Raw genomic sequence first — 15857 nt, 5'->3', positions numbered from 1 at the left:
AACACGTTCCAATTCGCTGCCGGATGCCTCGTTCAGCGGAGCGTTCGGGCTCGAAACTTGCCGGTACCGTCCGCTATATTGAGCGCAACCGTAGCGGCCCTTGCCGATTCGGGCAGGGAGCGGGATCGGTCACGACGAACTTCATGACGCATGTTCACGACGATTTGGGGGGACAACTCGATGAGAGATCTCTCGGTAGAGACCGAAGCGGTCCGGGTGTTCGCCGCCACGAACGCCGGTATCGCCGGTGATCTGGCCAGGGCGGGCAATATCGACGCGGCGAACAACGTTGCCGCGCTGGTTCCGGTGTTCGGCCTGATCGGCGCCGACTACCTGGCGATGTTCGCCGCGGCACAGCTGTTGCAGGCCAAGGACATCAACGATTTGTCGGCCAAGTACGGCAAGCTCTCGGAGTCGGCGTTCAGCGCCGCGGCGGCCTTCGACGCCATGGACTGGGCCAATGCGAGCGCGCTCGGATCGAAGACGGGCGAGATCGGAGACGCGGTATGAGACCGCTCGACAGCGGCGTTATCGCCCCGGAGGAGCAGGCCGTCGCGCACGCGGCCGAGCAGAATGTCGCCATCGGCCAGCAGACGGTGCTCGACGCCCTGCAGAATTCACCGGCTGCAGCGGTGCTCGACCTGCCGCTGCCGCAGCTGCCCGAGGACATGCCCCCGATCGAGCCGCCCGCATTCGTGTTGTCGCGCAAGGTTTCCGAGGATCAGCAGACGCTCGGCGCGACTCCCGCCGGACTCCCGGGATTGAACGGCGTTCCAGGCGGCGAGGATCTGCCCGGCGTCCCGCACGAAGCGTCCGCTCTGCTCGGTGACGTGAACGCCGCGGCGGCGCCGGTGGTCCACGCCGCGCTCGAGCAGGCCGACGGCGTGCTGAGCGGTGCCCTCGCCGACGCGCCGAGCTCGATCGCCACCGCGGTGAATCAGGCGAATCAGGCAGCGGCCGCGCTGCCGCCGCTGCCCGCCGATCCGGTCGCCGCGCTGATGCAGGGCGTCGCGCTGCCGGCGCTGCCCGGCGTGGACCTGCTGATGAAGCCGATTCTCGACCTGCTCGGCAGCTTCGGCACCGGCATCATCGGCGCGCTCGATCCGACCGCGATCCTCAGCCAGTCCTCCAAGGTCATCGAGATGGCCATGCAGGTGGGCAAGGGCAGCATGGCCACGGTCGAGCAGGTATGGCAGGGCCAGGCCTCGCGCAACGCCCAAGCCGCGAGCCAGCAGGCGAACGTCGAGGGCCAAGAGACCGGTCAGCGCGGCATCGACATCTCCGAAATCACCCAGCGCGCCGCGGCCGTGGTGCAGCAGGGCAATGCGCAGCTGCTCGGCATCGCCTCGTCGTTCGCCACGCAGGCGACCGCGCTGGCCCCGGTCATCCTCACCCCGCCCGCGCAGGCGGCGCTGGTCGCCTCGGCCACCGAGCACCTGGGCCAGGCCGTCGGCGTGGTCAACGTCACCCGCGGTGATCTGGCGGGCAAGACCGCCGAGCTCAGCGGCATGGTGCACCAGCTGGTCGGACCGCAGGCGCAGGAAGCCGCGCAGTCGCTGGCGCAGAACGTCGGCCAGCCGATTCTCGAGCAGGCGCAGTCGACCGCGTCCGACACCATGACGAAGGCGGCGGGCCTTGACTCCGCCGCGCCCGGCACGACCAGCCCCCTGACCACGCCCTCGTCGGTGCACACCACGCCGAGCCCGAGTACCAACCACGGTTCGCCCTCCGGATTGTTCGGCAGTCCTGGTCGGCCGGGAACCCCGGGCACACCCTCGGTACCCAAGCCCACCGGTCTACCCGGCACACCGGTCGCGCCGATCCGCCCGGTCACCGGCATCCCCGGCACGCCGTTCGGTACCGGCACGCCCGGCACTTCCCCGTCCGGAGCCAACAGTTTCATGGGCGGCCCCGCCGCCGCAGGGCAACGGAACGACAACGAGGAACACTCGCGCACGGTGCAGCCGTACTCCAGCCCCACCGGCAACGACGATCTCACCGGTCCGCTGGGGGAGTCCACGCCGGACGTCATCGGTGCGACGCACTCCGACGAGCTCATCAGCTCGGACTACGAACAGGATCAGTTCTAGGCACGATTCGAGCTCGGCCCGCGCGGCGGTGATCCGCTCGGGCCGGGCACCGTGCGGTCCTCAGTTGTCCGGGACGAACGCGTCGAGCAGTGTCTTGTAGAGGTCGGCGAACCGCTTCCGCGCGACTTGTTGCTCGGCGCCCAGCCCGTCGGTGGCCTCGGGCGCGTACACGACCAAGTGCACGTCCTGTCCCGCCGGCTGCGGCATGTAGTCGATGATCCGGCTGCTCTGATCGGCGGCCCTCGGCACACCGGGATCCACCGTGGCCAGAGCGGCGGTCTCGGCCACCGCCGCTTTCAGCGCATCGGGCGGGATGTGGCCCTCGATCCGCTTCGGTGGCGTCTCCGGGCGACGACCGGCGGCAACGGCGTCGGGACTGCTGACCGCCCGGCCGTCGGCGAAGATCTCCAGCTGCGGGCGTAGATCGGTCCGCGTCTGCCAGCCGTCCGGGATGGTGGTCAGGGTGAACAGGGCCAGTGGCGCCGCGATCGGCGGTAGGGCGCTGGGCCGGTCGGCGGCTGGGTCGGCCGCGGCCGTGCCCGAGGCCATCCCGAGTGTCAGCATCACAACCAGCAGAACGGCTTTCGTTCCTCGCATCGATCCCATCTTCCGGTGCTGTCCGTGTTCGCCTGCGGCGCAGGTGAACTGCCGTCGACCAGGACAGCGCCCCGCCCGCGGTGGGAACCGGCGCGCTGTGTAGTCGATCGAATCCGGTTTTACCGCAAGGCGGGCGGATTGTTCAGGTCCGGCGCCGAATAGGTGTCGCAGGCGCGGACCTGACCGGTCCGGTAGCCGGTGAGGAACCATTTCTGCCGCTGCTCGGAGGAGCCGTGCGTCCACGCTTCGGGATTGACCCTGCCCTGCGCCGCGCGCTGGATACGGTCGTCGCCGACCGCCGCGGCCGCCGACAGGGCGTCCTGGACGTCCTTGTCCGACAGCGGACGCAAGAACGGCTGGTCGCTGCCGGGTGCGGGCAGTTCGTCCGCGAAATGCGCCCAGATGCCCGCGTAGCAGTCGGCCTGCAGTTCGGTGCGCACAGCACCGGACTGCGCGCCGCGAGGATCGCGTTGTGCGCGGCCGATGTCGCCGAGCTGATTCTGGATGTGATGGCCGAACTCGTGCGCCACCACGTACTCCTGCGCGAGCGGGCCGCCACTGGCGCCGAAACGCTCCACCAGGTCCTGGAAGAAGCTGGTGTCGAAGTAGGCGGTCCGGTCGGCCGGGCAGTAGAACGGGCCGACCTCGCTGGTGGCATTGCCGCAGCCGGTGGAAACGGCGCCGGAGAACAGCACGACGTTCGGCTCCACATAGCGCTTGCCGGTCTGCTTCGGCAGCTCTGCCGACCACACGGCGTCCAGGCTCTGGGCAGTGAGCGCGACCCGGCAGTCGAGGTACTTGTTGGCGTCGGCGCCGGTCTTGCAGTGGCTCGGCGTGCCCGCGGTGCCCGGCTGCGTCTGGCTCTGATCCGGCGCGCCGGTGAAGTTGCCGAGGACGGAGCCGGGGTCGCCGCCCAGCAACAAGGTCAGCACCAGCACGATGAGTCCGCCCGCACCGCCGCCCAGCGCGAGCTTGCCGCCCATGCCGGGGCCACCGCCGGACGAAACGCGATCCGGGTCGATCTGCATGCCCTCGTTGAAGGTCATCGTCGTCGCTCCTGTGTTGGATCGGCGTATTCGTGGCCCCGGGAAGGCCCGCGTCCGAGCGGCCGAGACTCGCGACTTCCTCGCATGCGCTTCGGCCCCTCGGACGCGAGCCGGGCCGCGAATGGCGCTCGTAGAACTCGCGCCCGTGGTGGGCGGGTTGGTGTGGCCCGTGGCCGGTATCGAGCGCCGGGCGGGACCAGTCGTATACAGCTTGGCACGCGTGTGGCGATATCGGTTTCCACTCGTCGAATATGTCTCACTACGATGGACCCGCACCTGGTCATACCGCGCCGGTGCCGGAGTCGTCGAAAGGAATCCCGTGCTGCGCACCCACTTGGCTGGTTCGCTGCGAAGCGAGCATGCCGGTCTGACCGTCACTCTCACCGGCTGGGTGGCGCGGCGGCGTGACCACGGTGGGGTGATCTTCATCGATCTGCGCGACGCGTCCGGCGTGGCCCAGGCGGTGTTCCGCGAGGGCGTACCGGCCGAGCAGGCGCACCGGCTGCGCGCCGAGTACTGCGTGCGCGTCACCGGCACGGTGGAACCGCGGCCGAGCGGCAACGAGAACCCGGAGCTGCCGACCGGCACCATCGAGGTGAACGTCACCGAGCTCGAGGTGCTGAACGAGAGCGCCCCGCTGCCGTTCCAGCTGGACGAGCAGCCCGGCGAGGAGGCGCGCCTCAAGCATCGCTACCTGGACCTGCGCCGCGAGGCGCCGGCACACGCCATCCGGTTGCGGTCGAAGGTCAACGCGGCCGCCCGCGAGGTGCTGGCCCGCCACGAGTTCGTCGAGGTCGAGACGCCCACGTTGACCCGCTCCACCCCGGAAGGCGCGCGCGACTTCCTGGTGCCAGCCCGTCTGCAGCCGGGCAACTTCTACGCGCTGCCGCAGAGCCCGCAGCTGTTCAAGCAGTTGCTCATGGTCGGCGGCATCGAGCGGTACTACCAGATCGCGCGCTGCTACCGCGACGAGGACTTCCGTGCCGACCGTCAGCCGGAGTTCACCCAGCTCGATATCGAGATGAGTTTCGTGCGCCAGGAGGACGTGATCCTGCTGTCCGAGGAGATCCTCGTCGCGCTGTGGAAGCTGGTCGGCTACGAGATCCCCACGCCGATCCCGCACATGACCTACGCCGAGGCCATGCGCCGCTTCGGTACCGACAAGCCCGACCTGCGTTTCGGTGTCGAGATCACCGAGTGCACCGAGTACTTCAAGGACACGCCGTTCCGGGTGTTCCAGGCGCCGTACGTCGGGGCGGTCGTCATGCCCGGCGGCGCGAGCCAGCCGCGGCGCCAGCTCGACGCCTGGCAGGAGTGGGCCAAGCAGCGCGGCGCCAAGGGGCTGGCCTATGTCCTGGTGAACGAAGACGGCACGCTGGGCGGTCCGGTCGCCAAGAACCTCAGCGACGCCGAGCGCGACGGCCTGGCCAAGCATGTCGGCGCGGTGCCTGGCGACTGTGTCTTCTTCGCGGCCGGTGCGGCCAAGGCGCAGCGCGCGCTGCTGGGCGCGGCGCGCGTCGAGATCGCCCGCAAGGTGGGTCTGATCGACGAAGATGCCTGGTCGTTCGTGTGGATCGTGGACGCGCCGCTGTTCGAGCCGACCGCCGAGGCGACCGCGAGCGGCGATGTGGCCGTGGGCCATTCCGCGTGGACCGCGGTGCACCACGCGTTCACCTCGCCGAAGCCGGAATCGGTGGACACCTTCGACGTCGAGCCCGACTCCGCGCTCGCCTATGCCTACGACATCGTCTGCAACGGCAACGAGATCGGTGGCGGCTCGATCCGTATCCACCGACGTGACGTGCAAGAACGGGTATTCAAGGTCATGGGCATCAGCCACGAGGAGGCGCAGGAGAAGTTCGGCTTCCTGCTGGACGCCTTCGCCTTCGGCGCGCCGCCGCACGGCGGCATCGCGTTCGGCTGGGACCGGGTCACCGCGCTGCTGGCAGGGGAGGACTCGATCCGCGATGTCATCGCGTTCCCGAAGACCGGCGGTGGCGTCGACCCGTTGACCGACGCGCCCGCGCCGATTACCGAGCTGCAGCGCAAGGAAGCGGGCCTCGACGTCAAGCCGGGCCAGCAGAAGGACTAGGTACCGAAGACCGCGCACGCGCGGCGGGCACGCTGTCCGGTGATCGCGATACCCGCCGCGCTGTCGGCGCATTCATCTCGGTCCGATCTGCCTGCGGCGAATTCACCTTCGTCGCAGGAGCTTTGGCGAAACGGCAGCTGGCGTGGTCGTCGCGGTCAGCTCACGGTGAATATCATCGCGGCGAGTTCGTAATGCTCGAGCTTCGATTCCGTTGGGCGGCGAGGCCGGTTCGCTCGAGCGGGTATGCGCTCACCGGTTGAACACTGAGCGCCCGGTTCACAGCGCGGCGACGGTGCCGCCGGTCAGCGTGCGGTAGGCGTAGGTCACGGCGATGGTGGCGACCGGTCCCGCGACCAGCAGGCCCAGACCGCACAGCAGCAGGCCGAGGAAGGTCACCACGAGCACCGCCAGCGCGAGCAGCAGGACCTGCCAGGCATTGGCGACGACCAGGCTGAAGCTGGACTTCAGCGCCTCGAACGGGCCCTGATCCTGATCGACGACGAAGTGCAGCGAGAACATGCACAGCCAGCCGGCGATCAGACCGGGGATCAGGCAGATCGCGGAGCCGAGAAAGGTCAGCAGGAATGCCAGCAGCGCGGTGAGCAATACATTGCCCGCGTTCAGGAAACGGAAGTACGCGCCGAATGGCGGTGGGGTGCCGTCGGTTTCGTACAGGGCGCCGCGCACCATCGCCGACTGCAGCAACCACACCGCGGCCATGACCGCCAAGAAGATGAGCAGCAGCGGCAGCATTGTCGTCGGGTCGGTGAGTTGCACGACGAGCAGGAACGCCAGATAGACGATCAGGCCCACCGCGGTCACCCCGGCCCACGGTCCCGGATTGGCCCGGAACTTCGCCCAGCCGAAGCTCAGCGCCCGGCCCACGTCGAGTGTGCCGGGAACGGCGGGAACCTGCTGGTAGCCGTAGACCGGCTGCGGCGCTGCCGCGGCTGCGGGCGGCATCCAGCCCGGTCCGGTGCCCGGTGGCCCGTAGCTGGGGTGCGGCGCGCCCACCGGCGGCGGTTCCAGCGGCTCGGTGCCGTATTGTGCGGCGCTCTCATGCTGCCCTGGCCGCGCCGCCGAGCGCTGGTCGTCGTCCGGGGGGTAGGGTGCGCCGCCAGCTGATTTCGGTGCGGGAGGCGGGGTTTCGGTCATGCGGAGACCTTTCCACTCAACTGGTTTGCGATGTGGCGCAGGGCAGTTGACGATGAGAAAACCCGACGGGTGTAAGGGTGTCAAGCGACCGGCCTCGGCCCTCCGACCTTGCCGAAGACACGCCGGGCGACACGGAAAGGTTGTGTAACCGCTCGCTAGAAGTGACCCGATGCGAGTACTTTGAGAGGCGATGACCGCACTATTGGCCGAACGCGCCGCCGAAGTCGTGTCCGCAGCGCAACAGTTGCTCACAAAGCGAATGGGTGCTCCGGTAAAGCTGAGCGATCCGATCGAACTCAGCGGTAGTGGTAGGACGACAGTCCTACGTGTGCGGGTAGCGGAGAACGCCTTCTCGTTGCCGCGAACCCTGATCGTCAAGCAGGTCCGTGGGTCCGCTCAGGATCGCCGTACCGGCGGTCTGGCGCCCGGCGTCGCCAGCATCGACTCCGCCTTTCTGCGCGAGGCCGTGTCGTATCAGTTCACCACCGCGCTCAGCCGGGAACAGCGCCCGGGGGCGTACCTGGTCGCCCACAGTCTTCCCGACCGGTTGCTGATCCTCAGCGACCTGGGCGAGAATTCCCTGCTCACCGCCGTGCTGCAGTCCGGAGCCGAGCCGGCCGCCCGCAACGCCTTGATGGCGTTCGCGCAGGCTCTGGGCCGGATGCACGCCGCCACCGTCGGCCGCGAGGCGGACTTCGTCGCCCTGCTGCGCCGGGTCGAGGTGGTGCACCGGGTGGACGGCATCGCACAGCAGGCCGAGACGGCGATCGCCGAGGTGCCCGGCATGCTGCAGCGCGAACTGGGCATCGAGGTGCCCGGGGAGATCGCCGAGCGGATCGTGCGCGGCAATCGCCTGTACTCCGCCGGCCGCTTCCGCGCGTTCAGCCCGTCGGACCTGTGCCCGGACAACGTGATCTTGAACGAGGAGGGCGCTCGCTTCCTCGACTACGAGTGGGGCGGGTTCCGCGACGCCACCCTGGACATCGCCTACGCGCTGGTGTCCTTCCCCGGCTGCCTGTGTGATGTCGAACTCTCCCGCGAACGCGCCGGGCAGATGGTCGAGGCATGGCGCGCCGAGGTGGTGGGCGTGTGGCCCGCGCTGGCCGACGACGACCTGCTCGCCGAGCGCATCCTCGAAGCCCGGCTGATCTGGGTATGGCTGTCCACCTACTGGTTCCTGCCCGCCGATCACACGCGCATCGCGGCCGCCAGGGAGCACGGGCTGTCGGTGCCGCGCTCGGCGGCCCTGATCAACCGCTGGGCCGCGCTCGCCGAGGACGCCAGGTGCACGGGCGACGACATCGTCGGCGACTTCGCCGAGGACGTCTCGGCGAGGCTGGAAGAGCGCTGGTCGGAGTAGGTCTCCGCCAGCCGTACAGCACTCGCCGCAATGGCGAGGCCCCGCGGTTGTCGAGCCGCAGGGCTGCCTGTGTCAGATGAGCGGGATCTGCCGCGGCTCGATCCGGCCGCCGGAGCGGACGGCGAACGAAGCGCCATGGCGCACAGCGGAATTCGGGTCGGACACGTTCAGCAGGTAGTACCAGTCCATCTGTGCGTTGTCCGCGGTGACCTCCAGCACGCCGTAGCCGTGCGAATCCAGTTCGGCATAGCGCAGATGGTGGTTGACCGACTTGATCGATTCGGCGACCGGCGCGGTGTTCGCCCGTACCATGTCGCCGATGCTGGTCGAGGTCACCGACGGCACGACGAACTCGGCGCCGGCCGTGGCGCCACCCGGATAGTTCGCCGCGTCGACGGGCAGGTCCGCCGCCCATGAGGAATGGATGTCGCCGGTGAGGAAAACCACGTCGGAGATCTGCTGCTCGATGATCGCCCGGAACAGGCGCGCGCGATCGGCGGCGTAGCCGTCCCACTGGTCGCCGTTCGGTGACAGGCCGGACTGCGGGATGCCCATGGTGCTGGTGATCGCCGCCGTAGTGGCCGGTTCCAGCGGCGGGAAGATCAGCGGGGCGATCATCACCGAGTTGCCGACCAGCTTCCACCGCACCGGCGCCGACGCCAGGCCCGCGGTCAGCCACTCCATCTGGGCCTTGCCGGTGAGCGTGCGCGCCGGGTTGTCGGCTTCCCGCCAGCCCGCTCCCGGCTTCGCCTCCTGGTCGCGATAGCTGCGCAAATCCAGCATGGCGAGTTCGGCCAGGGTGCCGAAGCGCAGCCTGCGGTAGATGCGCACCTGCGCCCCGGAACCGGCGGCGCGGACCGGCATCCATTCCACGTAGGCCTGCATGGACGCGACTCGCCGGTCCGCCCAGCTGCCTTCGGTCCCGGGATCGTGGTTGTTCGCGCCGCCGGACCAGGAGTTGTCCGCCGACTCGTGGTCGTCCCAGGTGCAGACGAACGGCAGCGCCGCGTGCAGGTCGAGCAGATCGGGATCGGTCTTGTACTGCGCATGACGGATGCGGTAGTCGGCCAGGCTGACGATTTCGCCGGCCGGTTCGTGCTGTCGCACCGCGCCGTCGCGGCCGCCGTACTTACCCTGGCCGTACTCGTAGATGTAATCGCCCAGGTGCACGATCGCGTCCAAGTCGGAACGCGCGGCCAGATGACGGTAGGCGCCGAAGTATCCGGCTTCCCAGTTCGAGCACGAGACCACACCGAGCCGGAGGCGCTCCGGGGAATCTGCGGCGGCGGGCGCGGTCTTCGTACGGCCGATCGGCGAGGCCTCGCCGAGCGCGCTGAAGCGGTAGAAGTACTCGGCCCCCGGCGCGAGACCCGACACGTCGATCTTGACAGTGTGATCGGAGTCCGCGGTCGCCGTCACGGTGCCGGAGGCGGTGACCCAAGCGAACCCGTCGTCCGCGGCAATCTCCCAGCGCACGCTCGCCGGTGCGCCGAGGCCGGAGCCGGGCGTCGCGGCGTCGGAGACGGTGACCCGGGTCCAGATGATCACGCCGTCGGGGAGCGGATCGCCCGAGGCCACGCCGTGCCGGAAGACCGGTGTCTGCGCGCCCGCGCGTCCGGCGCCGAACACCGCCGTGGCGGTGGCTGCCGCCGCACCACCTCGCAGCAGGGTTCGGCGAGCGAAACCCCCGGGGGCCGCGGGATCTGAAACGTGCACGTTTTCAGTCACGGGTGTTGATCACATCCGAAGGACCGGCGGGACGCAACTCGGCCCGGCGGTGCGGAGGCCGGACCCCGCACGGCCGCTCGAGCCACCGTGCTGCTCAGGAAGGGCATGCGGTGCTGTCGGTCTGGCTCGGTAACGTATTTTTCGTGAGGGAGCATCAGCGAGTGAACCGTGGGCACAGCGCGCCTTCGCGCACGACGGAGCCGAGCGTCAGCGAGGCGCAGTCGTGAGCGAAGGCTTGTTCGACGTGCCCGGGGCCGCGGCGCCTCCGGAGCGCTCGATCGACGCGGTGGTGCGCAGGGACGCGGGTGCGCCGCTGGCGGTCCGCATGCGTCCCGCCACACTGGAGGAAGTTGTCGGACAGCAGCATCTGCTCGGTCCCGGCTCGCCACTGCGCAGGCTGATCGAGGGCTCCGGCGCGGCGTCGGTGCTGCTGTACGGCCCGCCCGGCACCGGGAAAACCACCCTCGCCGCGCTCATCTCCCAGGCGACAGGCCGTCGTTTCGAGGCGCTGTCGGCGCTCTCGGCGGGCGTCAAGGAGGTTCGCGCGGTCATCGATCTGGCACGTCGCAGGTTGTCGGCGGGCGAGCAGACCGTGCTGTTCATCGATGAAGTGCACCGTTTCTCCAAGACCCAGCAGGACGCGCTGCTCGCCGCGGTGGAGAACCGGATCGTCCTTCTGGTCGGCGCGACCACGGAGAATCCGTCGTTCTCGGTGGTGTCGCCGCTGCTGTCCCGCTCGTTGGTGCTGCAGCTGCGCTCGCTCACCGAAGCCGATATCCGCGTGGTGCTCACCCGCGCGATCAGCGACCCGCGCGGGCTCGACGGCCAGTACACCGTTACCGATGCCGCCCTGGACCACATCGTCCGGGTCGCGGGCGGTGACGCCCGGCGGGCGCTGACCGCGCTGGAAGCCTCGGCCGAATCCTCGCTCGACGGCACCGTCGACGTGGACCTGGTCGAGGCCAGTGTGGACAAGGCCGCGGTCCGCTACGACCGGGCAGGTGACCAGCATTACGACGTGATCAGCGCGTTCATCAAGTCCATCCGCGGCTCGGATGTCGATGCCGCGCTGCACTACCTCGCCAGGATGCTGAGCGCCGGCGAGGACCCGCGTTTCATCGCGCGCAGGCTGATGATCCACGCGAGCGAGGACATCGGCATGGCCGATCCGATGGCGCTACAGACGGCCACCGCCGCCGCGCAGGTGGTGCAGCTGGTCGGGCTGCCCGAGGGCCGACTCGCGCTGGCTCAGGCGACGATCCACCTGGCGACCGCGCCGAAGTCCGGCGCCGTCGTCGCCGCGATCGGCGCGGCCATGGCCGACGTCACGGCTGGGAAGGCGGGCGCGGTCCCACCACACCTGCGCGACGGCCACTACACGGGCGCGGCCGCGCTGGGCAACGCGCAGGGCTACCGATACCCACACGACGACAAGGACGGCGTGCTGCCCCAGCAGTACCCGCCCGACGAACTGGTCGGCGTCGACTACTACCACCCGACCGACCACGGCCATGAACGCGAGATCGGCCCCCGCGTTCAGAAACTTCGCCGAATCGTCCGGGATACCTGAGACCGTGGGACCCGGCGGGCGTCACCGAATACGACTGACCCGCGGGACAAGCCGGGTCGGGAATGTCCGACGAGTAGCGTACGGTTGCATCATCGGTGTATTCACCGTCCGGCCGAGCAGAACGGGAGGACCTGGTGACGGCCATGGTGGAGCGACCCCAAATGCTGGTCGAGGAGTTCGAGCATCTTGCCCGCCATTCGGGTGAGACGGTAACGCTGGAGTTTCTGTACGGGAAGCTGGGGGTCAAGGCTGTGCCGGATGGGGATCATTGCGAGATCGTTCGCTGGATCGCGCGACAGCTTCTCCCACTCCGAGGCGAGCTCTGGCTGTATCAGGAAGTCGATCTGAAAGTCGAGAGGTACCGCAACGGTCGTGCTCGAGCCGACGGTGTACTGGCGCCCGACGGATCCTTCACCGGACAAGGAAACTGGGTCGATCCAGCGCCGATACTGCTGGTTGTCGAGGTCACGTCCTACGATCGGGACACCGATCGGCGCGATCGCGTCGAGAAACCGGCCGCATACGCTGAAGCGGGCATACCCGTGTACCTGCTGATCGACCGGGATAGCGGCGAGTCCGTCGTGTTCAGCCAGCCTGAGGACGGCGTGTACACCAGTACCATTCGGTATAAGTTCGGCAAGACGCTCGACTTGCCCGATCCGGTCGGGGTCTCCTTCGATACCGAGCCGTTGCAGGGCTGGGTGCACTGACCGGTCGTGGGGGCGCGGCATGCCGGTCGATGGATATTCGCGTGCATGGCACCGGTAGGCTGGATATCTGTGCAGACCCACGAGATCCGACGGCGTTTTCTGGACCATTTCCTCCGTGCCGGCCATACCGAGGTGCCGAGTGCCTCGCTGATCCTGGCCGACCCGAACCTGCTGTTCGTCAACGCAGGCATGGTCCAGTTCAAGCCGTACTTCCTGGGTCAGGAGGCGCCGCCCTACCCGCGGGCGACCAGCGTGCAGAAATGCGTGCGCACCGGCGACATCGAAGAGGTCGGCGTCACGACGCGGCACAATACGTTCTTCCAGATGGCGGGGAATTTCTCCTTCGGTGACTACTTCAAGGAGGGGGCGATCACCCTCGCCTGGGAGCTGATCTCCAAGCCGCAGGACGAAGGCGGTTACGGATTCGATCCCGAGCGCATCTGGGTGACCGTGTACCAGGACGACCCGGAGGCGGCCGAGATCTGGAAGCGGGTCGCGGGCATTCCCGAGGAGCGCATCCAGTTCCGGGACGGCAAGGACAACTACTGGGACATGGGCGTGCCCGGCCCGGGCGGTCCCTGCTCGGAGATCTACTACGACCGTGGGCCCGAGCACGGCCGCGACGGCGGCCCGGTCGCCGACGAGGACCGTTACCTCGAGATCTGGAATCTCGTCTTCATGCAGGACATCCGCGGCGAGTTGAGCCCGAAACTGGGGCACCCGCCGGTCGGGTCGCTGCCGAAGAAGAACATCGACACCGGTATGGGTGTCGAGCGGATCGCTTTGCTGCTGCAGGGTGTGGACAACGTCTACGAGACCGACCTGCTGCGCCCGATCATCGACAAGGCCGAGGAGCTGACCGGCCGCTCCTACGGCGTGCGGCACGAGGACGACGTCCGCTTCCGCGTGATCGCCGACCACGCCCGCACCGCCGCGATGCTGATCTCCGACGGCGTCAACCCGGGCAACGACGGCCGCGGCTATGTGCTGCGCCGCCTGCTGCGCCGCATCGTGCGCTCGGCCCGGCTGCTCGGCGCCGAGAAGCCGGTGATGGGCGAGTTCATGAAGGTCGTGAGCGATCTCATGGCCCCCTCCTACCCGGAGCTGGCCACCGACTTCCGCCGCATCGAGAACGTCGCTGTGGGCGAGGAGACGGCGTTCCTCAAGACACTGAACACCGGTTCCACCCTGTTCGACAACACCGCCGCCGCCGTGCGGTCCAAGGGTGGCACGACGATCGCCGGGTCGGACGCGTTCACCCTGCACGACACCTACGGCTTCCCCATCGATCTGACCCTGGAGATGGCCGCCGAGGCCGGACTGTCGGTCGACGAGGAGGGCTTCCGCTCGCTCATGGCCGAGCAGCGCCAGCGCGCCAAGGAGGACGCCCAGGCGCGCAAGCATGCGCACGCGGACCTCACCATCTACAAGGAGCTGGTCGACCGCGGCGCCACCGAGTTCACCGGTTTCGACGAGCTGACCTCCGAAGCCACCGTGCTGGCCTTGATCGCCGACGGCGTACGGGTGCCGGCCGCGACCGCGGGCCAGGACGTCGAGGTGATCCTGGACCGCAGCCCGCTCTACGCCGAGTCCGGTGGCCAGATCGCCGACCGCGGCAGCATCACCACGTCCTCGGGTCTGAAGCTGCGGGTGAACGACGTGCAGAAGATCGCCAAGAAGCTGTGGGTGCACAAGACCACGGTGGAACACGGTCAGATCACCGAGGGCGATGTCGTCCTCGCGCAGGCCGATCCGGCCTGGCGGCGCGGAGCCACGCAGGGCCACTCGGGCACGCACATGGTGCACGCCGCGCTGCGGCAGGTGCTCGGCCCGAACGCGGTGCAGGCGGGCTCGCTGAACAAGCCGGGCTACTTGCGCTTCGACTTCAACTGGCAGGGCCAGTTGTCCGAACACCAGAAGGCCGACATCGAGGCGGTGTCCAACGATGCGGTCGGCGCCGACTTCCCGGTGAACACCTTCGTGACCGACCTGCCGAAAGCCAAGCAGATGGGCGCGCTCGCCCTGTTCGGCGAGAACTACGGCAGCGAGGTCCGCGTGGTGGAGATCGGTGGCCCGTTCTCCATGGAGCTGTGCGGCGGCACGCACGTGCAGCATTCCTCGCAGATCGGCCCGATCACCGTCCTCGGCGAGTCGTCGGTCGGCTCCGGCGTGCGCCGTGTCGAGGCGTTCGTGGGCCTGGACTCCTACAAGTACCTGGCCAAGGAGCGTGCGCTGCTGGCCGGTGTCGCCTCCGCGCTGAAGGTGCCCTCGGAAGAGGTGCCCGGGCGCGTCGAGCAGCTGGTTGAACGGCTCAAGGCGGCCGAGAAGGAGCTCGAACGCACCAAGATGGCCGCGGTGCTCTCCTCGGCGGGCAAGTTCGCCGACGAGGCCGAGCGGATGGGTCGCCTGCTGCTGGTCGCCGTGGCCGCGCCGGAAGGGGTGCCCGCAGGGGATCTGCGGACGCTGGCCACCGATATCCGCGGCCGGTTCGGTAGTGACCCCGCGGTCGTGGTGCTGCTCGGCAACACCGACGGCAAGGTGCCGTTCGTGGTCGCCGTGAACAAGCCCGCCCAGGAGCTCGGCATCAAGGCCGGAGATCTGGTCGGCAGCTTCGGCCCGAGCATCGCTGGACGGGGCGGCGGCAAGCCGGAGATGGCCCAGGGCGCCGGATCGGATCCCGCCGGTATTCCGGCGGGCCTGGCCGCGGTCCGCGCGCGGGTGGCCGAACTAGCCGGGTGATGGGCGACCCCGGAGAACCGCAGGGGTCGGCGCGCCGCGGCGCCGACCGTCCGCATCCTGCCACCGATCCCGGTCGGGGCAGACGAATCGGTGTCGACGTCGGCAGTGTCCGGATCGGGGTCGCGGCGTGCGATCCCGACGGCATTCTCGCCACGCCGGTGGAGACCGTGCCGCGGGCGAAACAGCGGCACCGCGAGGCCCCCGCACCCGATATCGGAAGAATTGCCGAAATTGTGCGGGAGTATGAGGCCGTCGAGGTCATCGTGGGATTACCGCGAACATTGCGCGGGGAGAAGGGCACTGCCGCTACGCTGGCCACCGCATTCGCTGAGCGATTGCGGGCTGCCGTCGCGCCGGTACCGGTCCGGCTTTCCGACGAACGTTTGACTACGGTGACTGCTGCACGTGCATTGCGGGACAGTGGAGTTCGCGCGCGTGGCCAGCGGCAGGTGATCGATCAGGCGGCGGCCGTGTCGATCCTGCAAGGATGGTTGGACGAACGGAGTGCGGTGTTGAGGTCGGTGGAAACGGGACGTTCCGCGTCGTCCGGAGACGATGCATGACGGATCGGTGGGCGCGGGCCGAGGAACTGTTCCGACAGCGCGAAGCTGATCGGCGTTACCGCAGAGACGACGAGGCTTGGGCCGCGCACGAGGACGACACGTACGACTATGACGACTACGACGACGACACCGCCGTCATCCCACGCTACGTAGATGACGACGACGAGCCCCCGGCGCCGCCACCGCCCGCACCGCGGCGCGGCGGCC

Annotated in this window: 12 protein-coding genes and 1 pseudogene; 9 read left to right on the top strand and 4 right to left on the bottom strand. The window is 68.9% G+C overall.

The annotated features are described in order from the left end of the window. Positions 1-180: 180 nt before the first annotated feature. Together NA4_RS25845 and NA4_RS25840 are read left to right on the top strand one after the other, a co-directional pair. Positions 181-510, top strand: a complete 330-nt coding sequence (locus NA4_RS25845; RefSeq protein ID WP_067475314.1) for a type VII secretion target — start codon at positions 181-183, stop codon at positions 508-510. After that, positions 507-2090 (top strand): hypothetical protein, encoded by a 1584-nt coding sequence (locus tag NA4_RS25840; RefSeq protein ID WP_067475258.1) that lies wholly within the window; start codon positions 507-509, stop codon positions 2088-2090. Before NA4_RS25845 ends, NA4_RS25840 begins: the two co-directional genes overlap by 4 nt. A gap of 60 nt (positions 2091-2150) precedes the next feature. On the opposite strand, the gene NA4_RS25835 is transcribed toward NA4_RS25840, so the two are convergent. Next, positions 2151-2687, bottom strand: coding sequence for a hypothetical protein (locus tag NA4_RS25835; RefSeq protein ID WP_157129304.1), 537 nt, complete (start codon positions 2685-2687; stop codon positions 2151-2153). Between the two features lie 119 nt (positions 2688-2806). Then, on the bottom strand, positions 2807-3733 hold the full coding sequence (ypfJ, locus tag NA4_RS25830) for a KPN_02809 family neutral zinc metallopeptidase (protein WP_067475253.1): 927 nt from the start codon (positions 3731-3733) through the stop codon (positions 2807-2809). Between the two features lie 319 nt (positions 3734-4052). Between ypfJ and aspS the strand changes: the two genes are divergently transcribed. Beyond that, entirely contained in the window at positions 4053-5825 is a 1773-nt protein-coding gene (gene aspS / locus NA4_RS25825; RefSeq protein WP_067475310.1) for an aspartate--tRNA ligase, read from the top strand. A 276-nt stretch (positions 5826-6101) separates the two neighbouring features. Here aspS and NA4_RS25820 read toward each other — a convergent pair whose 3' ends face one another. Beyond that, complete coding sequence (locus NA4_RS25820; RefSeq protein WP_169811119.1) at positions 6102-6980, bottom strand: hypothetical protein; 879 nt, start codon at positions 6978-6980, stop codon at positions 6102-6104. A 190-nt stretch (positions 6981-7170) separates the two neighbouring features. On the opposite strand from NA4_RS25820, the gene NA4_RS25815 reads away from it, so the two are divergent. Beyond that, the gene (locus NA4_RS25815; RefSeq protein ID WP_067475252.1) at positions 7171-8340 is read left to right on the top strand and encodes a phosphotransferase family protein; all 1170 of its coding nucleotides are present in this window, start codon (positions 7171-7173) and stop codon (positions 8338-8340) included. Between the two features lie 72 nt (positions 8341-8412). On the opposite strand, the gene NA4_RS25810 is transcribed toward NA4_RS25815, so the two are convergent. After that, the gene (locus tag NA4_RS25810; RefSeq protein ID WP_373862831.1) at positions 8413-10068 is read right to left on the bottom strand and encodes an alkaline phosphatase D family protein; all 1656 of its coding nucleotides are present in this window, start codon (positions 10066-10068) and stop codon (positions 8413-8415) included. A 223-nt stretch (positions 10069-10291) separates the two neighbouring features. Between NA4_RS25810 and NA4_RS25805 the strand changes: the two genes are divergently transcribed. The 5 genes and pseudogenes from NA4_RS25805 to NA4_RS25785 form a co-directional block, all read left to right on the top strand. After that, on the top strand, positions 10292-11638 hold the full coding sequence (locus NA4_RS25805; protein WP_067475250.1) for a replication-associated recombination protein A: 1347 nt from the start codon (positions 10292-10294) through the stop codon (positions 11636-11638). A gap of 161 nt (positions 11639-11799) precedes the next feature. After that, positions 11800-12348, top strand: a complete 549-nt coding sequence (locus NA4_RS25800) for a Uma2 family endonuclease (RefSeq protein ID WP_084497442.1) — start codon at positions 11800-11802, stop codon at positions 12346-12348. A 69-nt stretch (positions 12349-12417) separates the two neighbouring features. Continuing rightward, on the top strand, positions 12418-15087 hold the full coding sequence (alaS, locus tag NA4_RS25795) for an alanine--tRNA ligase (protein ID WP_067475297.1): 2670 nt from the start codon (positions 12418-12420) through the stop codon (positions 15085-15087). Next, the gene (gene ruvX, locus NA4_RS25790) at positions 15087-15650 is read left to right on the top strand and encodes a Holliday junction resolvase RuvX (protein WP_067475242.1); all 564 of its coding nucleotides are present in this window, start codon (positions 15087-15089) and stop codon (positions 15648-15650) included. The genes alaS and ruvX overlap by 1 nt, the downstream gene beginning before the upstream one ends. Next, positions 15647-15857: pseudogene (locus tag NA4_RS25785) on the top strand (endolytic transglycosylase MltG); the annotation flags it as partial. The gene ruvX and the pseudogene NA4_RS25785, both read left to right, overlap by 4 nt.

It is taken from the genome of Nocardia amamiensis NBRC 102102, assembly GCF_001612745.1.
GTDB lineage: Bacteria > Actinomycetota > Actinomycetes > Mycobacteriales > Mycobacteriaceae > Nocardia > Nocardia amamiensis.
This window is presented reverse-complemented; position numbering and strand designations above follow the sequence as displayed.

What these genes read in the sequence shown, in the direction of transcription:
- NA4_RS25845 (WP_067475314.1), top strand. Translation starts at nt 181, where the DNA reads ATGAGAGATCTCTCGGTAGAGACCGAAGCGGTCCGGGTGTTCGCCGCC.
- NA4_RS25840 (WP_067475258.1), top strand. Translation starts at nt 507, where the DNA reads ATGAGACCGCTCGACAGCGGCGTTATCGCCCCGGAGGAGCAGGCCGTC.
- NA4_RS25835 (WP_157129304.1), bottom strand. Translation starts at nt 2,687, where the DNA reads ATGCGAGGAACGAAAGCCGTTCTGCTGGTTGTGATGCTGACACTCGGG.
- ypfJ (WP_067475253.1), bottom strand. Translation starts at nt 3,733, where the DNA reads ATGACCTTCAACGAGGGCATGCAGATCGACCCGGATCGCGTTTCGTCC.
- NA4_RS25820 (WP_169811119.1), bottom strand. Translation starts at nt 6,980, where the DNA reads ATGACCGAAACCCCGCCTCCCGCACCGAAATCAGCTGGCGGCGCACCC.
- NA4_RS25815 (WP_067475252.1), top strand. Translation starts at nt 7,171, where the DNA reads ATGACCGCACTATTGGCCGAACGCGCCGCCGAAGTCGTGTCCGCAGCG.
- NA4_RS25800 (WP_084497442.1), top strand. Translation starts at nt 11,800, where the DNA reads ATGCTGGTCGAGGAGTTCGAGCATCTTGCCCGCCATTCGGGTGAGACG.
- ruvX (WP_067475242.1), top strand. Translation starts at nt 15,087, where the DNA reads ATGGGCGACCCCGGAGAACCGCAGGGGTCGGCGCGCCGCGGCGCCGAC.